A 13,137-nucleotide genomic window follows, 5' to 3' on the forward strand; every position below is an offset into this window, starting at 1 on the left:
CACTCGCTTAATTTGCGAATACATCTACCTATTAGATTAATTCATCAACTTATTAGTTTTCGGACAGTCTCCCCCGGAATTCAAGCAGCAGATTGTGGATCTGTACAATGTCGGAGGAACTTCGTATCCACAACTGGAACGTGAATATGGCGTAAATCGGAGCACACTCAGCAACTGGGTAAAACAGCTTTCTCCAATCAAAGTGTCTGAGGAGGAAACCGTTACATTAAAAGAGTACAAGGCTCTCCAGAAAGAAATCCAGCGCCTTAAAATTGAAAATGAAATATTAAAAAAGCGACCGCCATATTCGCGAAAGAACAATAGCTGAGATTGTTTCTTTTATCCGACAAAATTTAACCCATTATACTGTATCTCAGCTTTGCAATGCCCTGAGATTTCCAAGGAGTACCTATTACAAAGCTCTGGTTTGTGTGCCCGCAAACCGGCAGAAGGAATATGCGGAATTCAGCTAGAAGGTAAAGGAAGCTTATGAAGATTCAATGTAGCGGTACGGGGCAGTTAAAATATGCCGTACCCTCAATGGCAGCGGGACTCCCTGCAGCATAAAACGAGTCCAGCGGCATATGGAAAAGCAGGGACTGCGCTCTGTTGTAGTAAAAAAATACAACCATCATGCCAATCACGGAACCGTTCCAGATGATAAAGAAAACCTTCTGAAATGTGATTTCGGGACGGAAACCATCAACCAGAAATGGTGTACTGATATAACCTATATCTATGTACAAAAAGAGGGATGGACCTATCTGGCTTCAGTAATGGACTTGTGCAGCCGTAAGATCATTGGATACGCGTATGGAACATCCATGACAGCAGAACTGGCGGTAGAAGCTGTTGAGAACGCCTGTCTGAATGTCAGGGAGACAAAGGGGATCATTCTCCACAGCGACTTAGGAAACCAGTATACGAGTCAATCGTTTGAAAAATTCCTGAACAGCAGGGGGATACTGCATTCATTTAGCCGGAAGGGAACCCCTTATGACAATGCCTGTATCGAATCATTCCATTCTGTACTGAAAAAAGAAGAAATCTACCTTCATAATTATCAGGATTCTAAAGAGGCCCGAAGGGCAATCTTTGAATACATAGAGGGCTGGTATAACCGTAAACGGATACATAGCTCTATTGGTTATTTGACACCACAGCAAAAGGAGGATGCGGAACTAAAAAAAGCAGCATAATCTTTCGACTTTTTTGTCCAAAGTATTGACATAGGTCCACCTCCATGACGCGGCGGCAAAGGCACTAAAGGTGGCGCAGATCGACGGCAAGCTCCCCAGCGTCCCCGCCCTGCAAGCAGAGTATGAAAAGTTATAAGCGCAGAAAGAAAGCCTTTACGCCGACTATGGCAAGCTGAAAAAACAGGTTGCAGAGTACGACGTTATGGTGGCATTGCAGCTCCTTGTTGCGTAAATGGTGGTTGCTCATAACGGTATAGCCCTTGTTGCGCTACACTCGGAAAACTGCCATAACTTCATCACTCCTTTGTTGTGGATTTGTTACGCGATAGAACGCCGTTTTGCCGGGTTTAGGTAATAAATCCCTGTCCCCGGCAAAAGTGCGCCTGCAAAGCCGCATATAGCAAGACTCTGTTTGCCCCTACTGCGTAACATGAGGACAAAAAAAGGCGGCGTTCTTGTTCTCCCCGTTAGGGATAGAGAAACGCCGCGTCTGCGTCGTATTCAGTTTTCATTTATTCATTCTCAATGCTGTGTGCTGGTGGCTGGGCTTGCAGGGTTCCGGGCGGCATATCAAAGCTCTTTCCCTCAAAAGTAGTAAATTGGTAGTAAATTCAGCTTGAAATCCTGCTTGTATGCCCGTAAATCAAGGCTTTTTTGAGATAAGATAATCAACCATTTTTTTAATTAAACAGGATCTTTATTTTAGCAACAATAGTACGCTACTTACAAGATATGAAAGTGGAGGGAAAATATACCATTAAATATTGAAAATGCAAAATAAACATGCTATAATCAGACTGTAATTGTAACTTGACAACCAAATAGTGTTCTTCGCGTTGAAGAGGATGGAGGTTCCTATGAGAAATTTTTTACATAGGATTACCATACTTCTGCGACAAAGATCTAGTTTTGTGTATGACTTTCTAGAACAAAATGGATTCTTTGATGAAATGGTAAGAGGGATAGTAAAACTTATTTTCTTTATTATCATATTTTACTATTTTAAGCAAGCAGTATGGTAAGTATGAACCTTAACCTGCCTGAATTTATGCTATAAATTCATTCAGGTTAAGGCATCTACAAAATCACTTCTCGATATCAAGATAGCAGACGGGTGAGTAACGCATAGTATTTGTTGTTCAAACTCGTGTCGTGAGATGTTGGGTTAAGTCCCGCGACGAGCACAATCCCTAAAAAGGGACAAGCCTATTTATTCTTAGGGAAAACGCAATAAGTAGTCCACCTGGGGAGTACGTTCGCAAGAATGAAACTCAAAGGAATTGACGGGGATCCGCACAAGCGGTGGAGCATGTGGTTTAATTCGAAGCAACACTATTTGGTTTTATAAAAGAGGGATAATATATAAATATCCCTCTTTTAAATGGTAGATTATTTAGAAATGCTTATTTTAAAATTTTATACATTATCAGAATTCCACAACAGATCTACATCATATTCTTCTAATGATATAGGAGCAATTTCAGTTCTGTTATATGTATTCAGAAGATTAATAACCTTTTTCTCAAATTTGTTACCATACCGCCTGCGGCGGCACAAATGATGACGAAAGCCTCGATTCCATATTTCCATATAGACTAAATGGGTGTATTCTTATTTTCAGAGACGCCAGCATACTACAGAGCACGTTGTAACGCCTGGAGATCCAGAGCCCGAAAATTTATCAGTTGCCGCCATCCTTCTTGCACAAATGATAGGCGCTTTTAAAGCCCGTATACTTATGAATAAACCCGTCCTTAAAGGGTTCCCGCAGGGATAGCAGTCACTGCGGCGTCTCTTTTTCAGCCCTTCCATTTCTGAAAGGAGGCCCCTATGGCATCAAAAAAACGCAATACACAAAAGAAACACATCCGGTCTGAGGGAACCTATTCTTCCGAAGAACTCAAATGCCTTACACTTGATGACGGCACCCGCGTCATCACATCTGCTGACGGTGATATCAAACGCCCGGTCTGCGCGGGCATTGATGTCCACAAGGAAATCCTCATGGCCGCCGTCTGCCGGACGGATCCCGAAACCCTGAAAGCAGTCTTTTACGTCAGACAGTTCCAGTCGACAAACAAGGATATCCGCAATATGGCGCAATGGTTCAAAGCCCATGGTGTACGAGATGTCTGCATGGAATCTACCGGCAAATATTGGATTCCTGTTTTCAATATCCTGGAGCAGTGCGGTCTCAAGCCCGTCCTGACACATCCGAAATACGTCAAACAGGCCAAAGGGCGGAAAACGGATTTCCGGGATGCCATCCATATCGCCAGCCTGTTCCGGATGGATCTTGTCGTGGCATCCTTCATCCCACCAGCGGACATCCGGGATTTGAGGGAACTGTGCCGCTACCGTCTGAAGCTTACTTACATGCGGACTTCCGAGAAAAACCGTTTCCAAAATTCCATGACTGTATCCAAGGTGAGGCTGGACTGCGTGTTCTCCGATCCCTTTGGAAAATCTGCATCTGCCATCATGGAATATCTGATCGAGACAGATCCGGACCAGGTCAGCGATGAGGAGATACTGAACCTGGTGGACCGCCGGGTTCAGGCATCCAACGAAGATATCCTTGAAAGCATCCACGGCTATGAATTCATAGGAGTCCAGCGCGACAAACTGAACATCATCCAGCTACATCTCGGGCAGCTGAATGAATGCATCCGGTTGATTGATGAAAAACTGGAATATTACCGTCAAAAATACTTCCGTATCATCCGCCATCTGGTAACGATGGTAGGTATCACGGACATATCCGCCCTGTATATCCTGGGTGAGATTGGGACAGACATGTCCGTTTGGAAGGATGATGCCGCTCTTTCCTGCTGGGCGGGTCTCTCTCCGGCAAATAATGCAAGCGCAGGGAAGAAGAAGTCCACAAGGACGGGGGACGGCGGGCATTATCTGAAGCCCCTGCTCGTCCAATGTGCGCTTGCGGCTGCAAAAAGCACGCGGAAAGATCCCTATTTCCATTGTAAATACGAAACGCTGAAAAAGCGCCGGGGCCACAAAAAAGCGATCATCGCTATCGCAAGAAAAATGCTTGTGGCCATTTACCATATGATCCGGGATGATGCAGATTTCCTCCCGGTGGATTATGAAGATACCATACAAAACACCAAGAAAACTAAAGGGCTGAATTTAAACAATGTCATCGCTTTCTTAAAAGAACAGGGCGCTGATGAAAGCACGATCCACCTGATTGAGACACAGTGCTGTGGCAAGGAGACAGAAACGACAGATACCTGCAGCAAGTCACCTGTTGTCCAGGATGCAAAAGAAAAGCAATCCACTTCAGGAAGTGCAGATATATCCCAGCCAATACAGGAATCTGTAAATGGAAGTCCGGTACTTATCTCCGGCTCCCAACAGGGTCATGCCCTAAATTGTCATCCAAAAGATCCTGCGGTGGCAACTGCTACAGCCTAAACTGGATTGCTGTAGCTTATTGTATCATATCGTATCCCATTTAAAAAGCCCCTTTTCATGGGGAGGGGGATTTTATGCCCTTTTGCACTCTACAAGTCCTACAAAGCTTTCATACTTATCCTTATCAGGTTCCTTGTATTTGACCATGAGAAACTTTCCGGTACCAACAAGTTCTATTTCGGTGCGAACTTCATGAGTATTTGGATCTTCTACTACTTCTTTTGGTACTTCTTCCATAATCTCTTCTTTTACCTGAAGGAACCTGTACATGGATTCATCCTTCTTATCTTGTATTAGAATACTATAATTCATTTATACATTCACACCTTTACAACGTATAACTTTCTTCACCTTCAAATGAATTACTCAATGCACGAATTTCTGATAACTTTTCAGAAATGGCTTCCTTAATTCGTGTGGCAAAAAGTATTGCCTTTGCCTGCCCCAGCTATTCACGCTTTGAGAAAACTTCATTTAGCTCTGTCTCAGGGAATTTTGTAACATCTCTACTAAAAGTGATGTGCAAATCCTCATCAACAATAAACTGTTGGTAAGCGGTACAAAACATACCGTAATGAAAAGAAGTGCATGTCGTGATATACTCTATCAAAACATACACTTCTTATTTGTTCTATATTCCCTGAGCCGGCCTGTCCTGGAAGGATTTTGGGCGTGGGTAGAAGAGACCAGTGCAAAGTATACTGCCAATGAATCTCTCAAAACAGCCCTTACTTATACAACAAACCAGAGAAAATATCTGGAGACATTTCTGGAAGATGGGCGCATTCCGATTTCAAACAATGACTGTGAGGCCAGTATCCGTCCATTTGCAACCGGACGCAAAGTATGGCTGTTCGCAGACTCACCGGCAGGGGCAAGAGCCAGCAGCATCGTATATACATTGGTAGAAACAGCGAAGCTGAATCATCTGGATGTATTTGGCTATCTATGTTATTTATTAGAAAGCCTGCCGGATCTTGATCACCGAAACCATCCTGAATTACTGGAAGCATATCTTCTCTGGTCTGAAACATTGCCAGAAAGCTGCCGACTCAGGGAACATAGAATAAATAAGAAGTGTATGTTTTGATAGAGTATATCACGACATGCACTTCTTTTCATTACGGTGTGTTTTGTATCGCTTACCATATATCTTCTTTGTAGCGTGCATTAGAAAGAGTCAGCCTAATGTAATACACGAAACTATCTCAAAGATCGGCACCGCATGGGAAACTCAGCGGAGGGAGAAACCGTTCCAACGATTGTTGTAATCGGACGGATTAACGCCCGTAGGTGTCATCCATAAGTTGTAAGCGTTTGTAGACGACCTAGCAGTGCGCGACCAACCATAGCCCCTCTCGCCGACGTTGTACATCCTACCATCATTGAGATTGACGTTCCCACTACAGACAAAAGCTTTCAACCATAGAAGAACATAAGCAAAGAAGTTCGCTTCTATTGAGTCCAAGCCTTGGCATGGCTCAACTTCTCATCTCCGCTATTTCCTAAAAATCCAGAGAGCGACTTCACGATCTTTGTAAACGAGAACAACTAACAGTCGGAGCCTGACCTCAAGTGCTGTCCATCAGTTCCCATGGACGATATTATCCACATATTCATTTTAGCATATGGATAATATGCTGGATGTCTCCAACAACATCATCTCCCTGCCCCTAGCTTGTGTCCGTAGTGGGGGTATAGCCACTGGCGACGGTAAAGCCAGCTATGTCGGCTACAGCCTTTTTGGCTGGTCGCATATGGCTAAGTCTACCATCTATGGTTATGCTTTAGGTGTAAACCCTTTAGCTGTCGGTTTTTTCGATGATTATAATCGTTGGCGTGGTTTCCCCCTTCGCTGCCTCTACCTAGAGAAATGGAAAAGGAATAAGAGTAAAGAGGATAGTATGAGAAAACTATTATCTCATATCTAGCATGTTTTTATCTATCACAAAATAGAGCGCAGCAGTCAGTTTATTGTTTTCCGCACGCCCTTTAGTAAGAAATATCCAGATTCGTCTCATCATGTCTCCAATGTCTACAGTCAGAACAACTCCATCCCCAAATACGCCTCATCCCGCTCGTCCTGCGTGATTCCAAGGTAACGCTTCGTAATTTCATAACTGCTATGGTTATAGATGTCTACAATTACAGCCAGTGATACCTCACCACTCTTTACCGCATGGTATCCCCAGGTTTTGCGCAACGAGTGGCAGGCAATTTTTCCCATAATCCCCAGTTCCATGACCGCTGCATGAATAATCCGCCACGCCTGTATCCGGCTGATAGCTTTTGGCTCCTTACGGTTATTAGCAAAGATATAATCACCTCGGCGGTGAAGGTAACACTGCTTCAGCGCACCAATTACCTGTGGGTTTAGGGCGATGGTACGTTGTTTTCTGGTCTTCTTCTCTATAATAGTAATATGGGTGCGGAATGCCTGTCTTTCTTCATCGTATACATCTGACCATTTGAGCCGGAGCAGGTCGCTGATTCGGAGTACGGTATATGTTCCCATGAGTACTAGTGTATAGTTACGCAGTTGTCCCCTGCTTAAGAAATAATCTGCGAGTTCCTTTAACTGTTCTTTGCTTCTGATTGGTTCTGTTGCTGCCATAATAATTAAAGCCCCCTTGTCGTGTAAGATACGGCTGATTATAGCGTATCACCACGCACAAGGAGGCTGATGTAACACTTTATAGAATATTGATACAATTCTAACACTAAAACTATCTATATTCAAGAGGTTAGTTATACTAAAATGAAGAAAATTGGTACACAATATCATAATAAACGGCATTTATATAGCATATCAGCGGCTTGTGAAGCGTAAAAGATGTAGCACTCTTCTATAAAGTGTTACATCTTGTATTTAGCGGTTCATGAGCCGCAGTTTTTTGCTACTAAGCAATATTTCTCAGAATACAAATAGTAGGGGGTGATGCTAATTATGTGAAATAAACTTTTTGTAACTTCATAAATAGAAGGTTGTCTTATAGACTAAAAAGAAATCAGTATAGACAAGGTAAATAGGAGTTTCCTACGCTCAACTAATATAAAGCGGAAACTATTCAAAGATTTGTTGTAGAAGACTTGAACGCATTAGGAGGTAAATAAAATGGTTCATTATAGTATGGAATTTGATGTAGCTCAACAATATTCGCATTATACGGGGATTAGATCTGACATTTATGTTAGAGTAGGCTTTCATTTGGATGAAATCTTTTTTATGGACGTGCGTGGCTTGTTTAAGGCGAAAGTACGTGCTTGCAGTAGGTGGGACGCTTCAACTGGTGAAGTGGACGTGTACTACTCATCATATGACGCTGACAAATTATTTCAATCTGCAGATTCAGGAGTGTACCCCGATAGTAAACGTAAACAGGTGCTTAAGATGGTCGCACGAGCCGTAGGTGAGGTGAATCTTGGTGGAGCCGAGATAATTCAGGGACTTAAAACAGTAGCTCCAAATGGGGATTTTCCTTTCTTTATTGAACGCACACCTTTGACGCGGGGGATAAAGGTAATAACTGCTGATGGAAGTCCGGCGTCACTAGAAGATGTTGTCCGCTTTTTGATGAGGTAATATGCGGGCATTAACTTAATGAAACATTCTAAATCCCCCAGCAGAGCTGGGGAGACTAGCAGACGCAAGTGGCGATAAACAGAGTACCAGAATATCCCCCGTTGTATAATAGGTGCAGGTCTGGCAAACCGCACAAAACACAACGGAGGTATATTCATGGACACTCAAAGTTTATCACATAGTCGCTATAATTGCACGTATCACATAGTATTTATCCCGAAATATCGTAGGAAAGTGATGTTTGGGGATTTGAGAAAAGAGGTAGGCGAAGCCATTAGCAAGGTATGCAAGATGGAAGGAGTCACAATTATCAAGGCAGCAACGCTGCCGGATCATGTGCATATGTACGTGTCGATTCCGCCCAAGGAGAGCGTGTCGAAGGTAGTGGGTAGGATTAAGGGGAAGAGTAGCCTTATGCTTTTCGACAGACATCCGGAGTATAGAGACCGGTATAACCGTCACTTCTGGGCAAGGGGGTATTATTGCGAGACAGTCGGTAATGTAAATGAAGAAACGATAACAAAGTATATCAAAGAACAGTATGAGAGGGATCGACTGGAAGGAGAGCCCTCAAAGTAAGTACAACAGAGCCGCTTTTAAGCGGCCACCAGTAACATAATGAACAGGGTTTGTCAGACCGCCTTTAGGCGGAAACACAACAGGCCCCGGAGGGGCTTATCCAGGCCACCAGCAGAGCTGGTGGTTGAGCCGATGGCCGTGATTTGACATACCTTGCCTAACGCCTAGAAAATGCAATGTGCAACGAGATAATGCGCCAACTACTTTGGTGATTGTAAAACGGAGATTTCTGACATCATCAACCATGGGCGTGAAAGGATAAGAACATGAAAAAGAAACTTTTAATGACTATTTTACTGTTTAGCCTATTACTCGGTGGGTGCGGCACTTCCGGAGACAGCAGCTCCGCCGTTGTAGATAATACGGATATATGGGAAGATGATTCAGAAGACGAGAACACAGAATTAGACGATATGGAAGACGAATTGTTAGACGAGACGCAAGAAACAGAACCGCTTATGACATACGAGTTGGAAAATACCTGTACAGGAATATCAGATGCTGGAAATGGTTATAAAGCAGAATATACAATATCTGTTACAAATTGGATTCGTGCTTCAAACCCTGAAACACTTCAGGACATATGGGAGAGCATAGGCGGCAAAAATGATTTACCAGACATAAGTAGTTTCCATGAGCTTTCTAATGATGGCTTTACCAACGAAAATGCCGCTGTTGCTTTCGGAACACTATCATTCCGCAATATTACAGACGGATTTGATTTTACAGAAAGTAACCCAAGAACCTTTCGCTGTATACTAGATGCTCATGATATTTATATGAAAGGACACTATGTAGAGGGATATATAGAATATTCAAACAATCACCAGTATATTAACCTTTGGGAGATTGGGATGTCATCTGTGCTATCCGCCAATATGACTCATAATTCATGGGGGCCAGTTCCGTTGATGTTAGTGTGTTCCAATGCTTACACGCCAGATAATCCAAACGGCGATGAGGTCTTAAATGATTGCAAAATCAAATGTGGATACCCAGCTGCAGATGACCTTACATTGATATTAGAGCCTGACACGGTAGAATCTGACAGTTCAGCTGATACCGTAAGCGCAGATGAAACTTCCGAGGATAGTTACCTAAATTGATATTACTGCAGACAAAAGCTGGTGGTAAATTAAAATAGTTCGTCAAATATTATTCCAAGAAGAATTATCCTTAAGTCCAGACTACACGTTTGACACAAAATTAAACTTAGAAGGACTCCCTATTTATAGGGAGTCCTTCTAATAGCTATCGTTATAACTTCTATGAGATGCTATGAGTAACCACACTCATTAATAATCTAGGTGCTAGAACATAGTTTACTAAACGGTATTTCTCAATGATTTATTCCTCATCTCTTGGTAAATAGCCTACATAGATATACGCCATCTGCTCTTCATAGTCGAAGATTACGGTGCGATAACAATAGTTGAACAGATAAAGGTTCATCTCCAACCTGTCTGGTTTTCCATTCAATCGGTTATGATTGTCTGCAATTTCTTCATAGAAGGATTTACCGCCGAACTCCTTATAAACTTGTACGTCTAGGGATGTTTCTACATAATTACTGGCTGACATATTAGTACTACTATTAATAGTATAGGACGGTAGCTTAATATAATAGATTGTGCCGATCAATATGATTGTCAATAATGAATATAATAGGACAGTCTTTAGGGATTTCATATGTTTTCTTTTATGCGTTGCGCAAAGTGCGAACCGCATACCCTTTTAGTTTTCTGTATGATATTGAGCAAGTAAAACTTTGTTTTTGGGTTATCCTTTAATGCAGAATTGCCATCTTATATTAAGGATGTAACACAAAATTCATTATGTTACATTTGGGCACAGAAAAGTATATCATTAGGGCAAAAAATAAAAGCAACTAAGTAAAATTAGAATAGACACCACAATCAAACTCCGGTTTTTTGTAGTCAAAATCCAAATAGAACCTTGATTTCTTACAGTTTTGATGTTAAGATAGGTATCAATATGAATTTTCTGTTAATGAGCCCTTCAGCCCAGAGACGATGTATACTAATCTGGTATTAGTATATAAGGGGGCTTTATATTATGGCGGCTACAGAACCCATTAGAAGCAAGCAGGAACTCAAGGAATTAGCAGAATATTATTTGCGCCAAGGCAAAATACGCAATTATACATTAATTATAGTGGGCGTATATACAGCACTTAGAGTTAGCGATCTGCTTCGTCTGACATGGGCAGATGTCTACGACTCAGAAAAACAGGCGTTCCGGAAGCATGTGACTATTATCGAGAAGAAAACCGGTAAATCAAAGACTTTTGCGCTGAACAAACACGTAATTGGTGCTCTTAGGCTATGTTTCCCCCATCGCCGTGGTGACTTTATTTTTTCTAATAATAGAAAAGACCCAAAAATGCTGAGCAGAGTTCAAGTGTGGCGAATTATCCATGAAGCGGTAGTAGCAGTCGGCATTACTGGCAAAGTCTCGTGCCACAGTTTGCGTAAGACTTGGGGATATCACGCTTGGACAAGCAAAGACGTCTCCCCAGTAGTTATCATGCATGTTTACAACCATTCGTCCTATGAAATCACTCGACGATATCTCGGTGTTGCACAGGACGATCTGGACAAAGCATATTTAGAAATGGAATTAATATAGCCTGATACTTCTAGCAAGGAGTCGTAAAATTACATACAGAAATTATTAATTATAGTAAGGAGTACTTGAGTTTGGAGTGCGTCTTGCTCTTTTTGTGGTACAAGAATTTATTGTTATAGATAATATAAGCCTCATAATTAAGAGAAATAAGTGCATGAGGGATGAGATGCTAAGTACGGAACACGAGTTAATACGAGCATACAGCACCAAAAGATCGGCAATGTTGGTTCCATCTAAGTAGGAAGGATAAAGGTAGAGGGTTATGTCTCTACCTTTATCCTTACCTTATGATGGCAGCAAACTTTTACTCGTCAAACTTTACTTTGACTTGAGCCGTAATATAGTCATATGTAAAAGTAGTATTCGGCTGCGGAAGCTCATTCTCTAAATTCCTATGGCAAATAAAGAGAAGATTGCGCTCTCTGATTACATGGTCTTCACCAAGATTAAGCCCACCTAATCCATTATTCGGTTCAAGGCGTGCAGAATTATGAACATACTCCAGATGTATCATGTGGTTGCTAGTTAGTATGACAGAATCGCCGAATACAGCTGGATAGATTTCCTCAAAGGAAAAAAGTGCCGTTATCTGTATCTCTTTCGCAGGCTCCATAGGAATAGCCAGTATTCCAACTGAATTTGCCGGAATGGCACCATATCCATTTGGATCGCTGTGTATGCCGAGGCGCACTGTATAAATCTTGTCTTTATCTACCTTAAAACGCTTTCCGTACTGCACTATATCAGCCAACAGTGGCATTTGGTCATTGGGATCGCCGATAAGCCTTAATGTACGAGGAATCCCTAAAGGGACTTCTTCTATGACTGGTTTAGATCCGGCATTGGCTTGAAGCAGTCTAGCCATAGCTGATTGCCCTTGTTGATAGTTTGTTGCAGTGCGTTTTGTGTGAGAGAAATTACGGTTGTTGCTCCTATTGGATTCGTTGGTGGGTTTCATAATTATATTCCTCCTTCGGGATTTTTATTGATGAATGTCTCTCTGTCGGCGGAATTACCGCTAGAGAGACACCTCATTCACTTGGTAGTCAAATACCGTAACGCTTTTTTAACCATTCCGGCAAAACTTTTTTCAAACTCGTCCTAATCTTCTTTATTCTTTTTGAGATAGCAGCATCAGATACACCCCACATCTCTGCTACCTCTTTTTGCTTTAGACCATCTACACTGAGTAGTGTCAGTAGTTCAATATCTTTCTCGGACTGCTCTTTAACCCAGAAGATAATCTCAACGGTGTCCAAATCCTCAATCCAGTTCATACGCCCCCATTCGCAAATCTCTCCCTGAGTTACGCTGAGTTGTGCTAAGAATCTTTTTAGTAGCGGCAACCGTCCCTCATCGACAATATCGTTATCTTCATCTTCTGGCTGTTTCCTATTTTGTGTTCGAACCCTGCCCTTGCTTTTGTTATTGGAAGAATCGTAGCATTCGTAAGGCTGCGTATGAGTAATATATGCTCGGTCGCGATTAAGTTGGCGTAATAGTAAATCATGTACCTGCTCAATCATTTCTTCAGACTTGTTTTCTTCGCGACAAATAATTGCTAGTTCGTTATACTCTTCCTCCATAATCTTTCTGTTCTTTCCGTATGGGAATCTCATATTCCTGCTCCTTTCTTAGTGGCGGTGTTCCGCTGGAGCGTCTTTGGGAAATACAGAAAAAGACGACAGCGCG

At 42.2% G+C, this 13,137-nt stretch carries 11 protein-coding genes and 2 pseudogenes; 7 read left to right on the plus strand and 6 right to left on the minus strand.

All coding sequences use genetic code 11. The features are described from left to right. Nucleotides 1-43 precede the first annotated feature (43 nt). Nucleotides 44-1,199 (plus strand): annotated as a pseudogene (locus VSQ62_RS29270) (IS3 family transposase). A gap of 214 nt (nucleotides 1,200-1,413) precedes the next feature. Here the strand turns inward: VSQ62_RS29270 and VSQ62_RS29280 are convergent. Beyond that, a pseudogene (locus VSQ62_RS29280) lies at nucleotides 1,414-1,488 on the minus strand (helix-turn-helix domain-containing protein); the annotation flags it as partial. A 1,541-nt stretch (nucleotides 1,489-3,029) separates the two neighbouring features. On the opposite strand from VSQ62_RS29280, the gene VSQ62_RS29285 reads away from it, so the two are divergent. Further along, the gene (locus VSQ62_RS29285) at nucleotides 3,030-4,634 is read left to right on the plus strand and encodes an IS110 family RNA-guided transposase (RefSeq protein WP_304429581.1); all 1,605 of its coding nucleotides are present in this window, start codon (nucleotides 3,030-3,032) and stop codon (nucleotides 4,632-4,634) included. Nucleotides 4,635-4,706: 72 nt separating this feature from the next. Here VSQ62_RS29285 and VSQ62_RS29290 read toward each other — a convergent pair whose 3' ends face one another. Then, a complete protein-coding gene (locus VSQ62_RS29290; protein ID WP_334638394.1) occupies nucleotides 4,707-4,946 on the minus strand; it encodes a hypothetical protein in 240 nt (79 codons plus the stop codon). 262 nt (nucleotides 4,947-5,208) lie between these two features. On the opposite strand from VSQ62_RS29290, the gene VSQ62_RS29295 reads away from it, so the two are divergent. Beyond that, the gene (locus VSQ62_RS29295) at nucleotides 5,209-5,724 is read left to right on the plus strand and encodes an IS66 family transposase (RefSeq protein ID WP_334638395.1); all 516 of its coding nucleotides are present in this window, start codon (nucleotides 5,209-5,211) and stop codon (nucleotides 5,722-5,724) included. Between the two features lie 951 nt (nucleotides 5,725-6,675). Here the strand turns inward: VSQ62_RS29295 and VSQ62_RS29300 are convergent. Beyond that, nucleotides 6,676-7,248, minus strand: coding sequence for a tyrosine-type recombinase/integrase (locus VSQ62_RS29300; protein WP_334638396.1), 573 nt, complete (start codon nucleotides 7,246-7,248; stop codon nucleotides 6,676-6,678). Nucleotides 7,249-7,749: 501 nt separating this feature from the next. Between VSQ62_RS29300 and VSQ62_RS29305 the strand changes: the two genes are divergently transcribed. The 3 genes from VSQ62_RS29305 (at nucleotide 7,750) to VSQ62_RS29315 (ending at nucleotide 9,902) form a co-directional block, all read left to right on the plus strand. Next, complete coding sequence (locus VSQ62_RS29305) at nucleotides 7,750-8,217, plus strand: hypothetical protein (RefSeq protein WP_334638397.1); 468 nt, start codon at nucleotides 7,750-7,752, stop codon at nucleotides 8,215-8,217. 150 nt (nucleotides 8,218-8,367) lie between these two features. Next, the gene (tnpA, locus tag VSQ62_RS29310; protein WP_196813919.1) at nucleotides 8,368-8,796 is read left to right on the plus strand and encodes an IS200/IS605 family transposase; all 429 of its coding nucleotides are present in this window, start codon (nucleotides 8,368-8,370) and stop codon (nucleotides 8,794-8,796) included. 266 nt (nucleotides 8,797-9,062) lie between these two features. Further along, nucleotides 9,063-9,902 carry a hypothetical protein gene (locus VSQ62_RS29315; RefSeq protein ID WP_334638398.1) on the plus strand — a complete coding sequence of 280 codons (840 nt, stop codon included), beginning with the start codon at nucleotides 9,063-9,065 and terminating at the stop codon, nucleotides 9,900-9,902. Between the two features lie 241 nt (nucleotides 9,903-10,143). Here VSQ62_RS29315 and VSQ62_RS29320 read toward each other — a convergent pair whose 3' ends face one another. Continuing rightward, nucleotides 10,144-10,377 (minus strand): hypothetical protein, encoded by a 234-nt coding sequence (locus tag VSQ62_RS29320; protein WP_334638399.1) that lies wholly within the window; start codon nucleotides 10,375-10,377, stop codon nucleotides 10,144-10,146. 495 nt (nucleotides 10,378-10,872) lie between these two features. Between VSQ62_RS29320 and VSQ62_RS29325 the strand changes: the two genes are divergently transcribed. Further along, complete coding sequence (locus tag VSQ62_RS29325; RefSeq protein WP_334638400.1) at nucleotides 10,873-11,445, plus strand: tyrosine-type recombinase/integrase; 573 nt, start codon at nucleotides 10,873-10,875, stop codon at nucleotides 11,443-11,445. Nucleotides 11,446-11,749: 304 nt separating this feature from the next. Here VSQ62_RS29325 and VSQ62_RS29330 read toward each other — a convergent pair whose 3' ends face one another. Both VSQ62_RS29330 and VSQ62_RS29335 read right to left on the minus strand, forming a co-directional pair. Then, entirely contained in the window at nucleotides 11,750-12,403 is a 654-nt protein-coding gene (locus VSQ62_RS29330) for a hypothetical protein (protein WP_334638401.1), read from the minus strand. A gap of 88 nt (nucleotides 12,404-12,491) precedes the next feature. Then, nucleotides 12,492-13,031 (minus strand): RNA polymerase sigma factor, encoded by a 540-nt coding sequence (locus tag VSQ62_RS29335; protein ID WP_334638402.1) that lies wholly within the window; start codon nucleotides 13,029-13,031, stop codon nucleotides 12,492-12,494. Between the last annotated feature and the right edge of the window lie 106 nt (nucleotides 13,032-13,137).

Origin of the sequence: Sporofaciens sp. JLR.KK001 (assembly GCF_036941055.1) — a bacterium.
Taxonomy (GTDB): domain Bacteria; phylum Bacillota; class Clostridia; order Lachnospirales; family Lachnospiraceae; genus Sporofaciens.

Bases quoted from the DNA above. Each gene is read 5' to 3' on its own strand.
- VSQ62_RS29285 (WP_304429581.1), top strand. From the start codon at position 3,030: ATGGCATCAAAAAAACGCAATACACAAAAGAAACACATCCGGTCTGAG.
- VSQ62_RS29290 (WP_334638394.1), bottom strand. From the start codon at position 4,946: ATGAATTATAGTATTCTAATACAAGATAAGAAGGATGAATCCATGTAC.
- VSQ62_RS29295 (WP_334638395.1), top strand. From the start codon at position 5,209: ATGAAAAGAAGTGCATGTCGTGATATACTCTATCAAAACATACACTTC.
- VSQ62_RS29300 (WP_334638396.1), bottom strand. From the start codon at position 7,248: ATGGCAGCAACAGAACCAATCAGAAGCAAAGAACAGTTAAAGGAACTC.
- VSQ62_RS29305 (WP_334638397.1), top strand. From the start codon at position 7,750: ATGGTTCATTATAGTATGGAATTTGATGTAGCTCAACAATATTCGCAT.
- VSQ62_RS29315 (WP_334638398.1), top strand. From the start codon at position 9,063: ATGAAAAAGAAACTTTTAATGACTATTTTACTGTTTAGCCTATTACTC.
- VSQ62_RS29320 (WP_334638399.1), bottom strand. From the start codon at position 10,377: ATGTCAGCCAGTAATTATGTAGAAACATCCCTAGACGTACAAGTTTAT.
- VSQ62_RS29325 (WP_334638400.1), top strand. From the start codon at position 10,873: ATGGCGGCTACAGAACCCATTAGAAGCAAGCAGGAACTCAAGGAATTA.
- VSQ62_RS29330 (WP_334638401.1), bottom strand. From the start codon at position 12,403: ATGAAACCCACCAACGAATCCAATAGGAGCAACAACCGTAATTTCTCT.
- VSQ62_RS29335 (WP_334638402.1), bottom strand. From the start codon at position 13,031: ATGGAGGAAGAGTATAACGAACTAGCAATTATTTGTCGCGAAGAAAAC.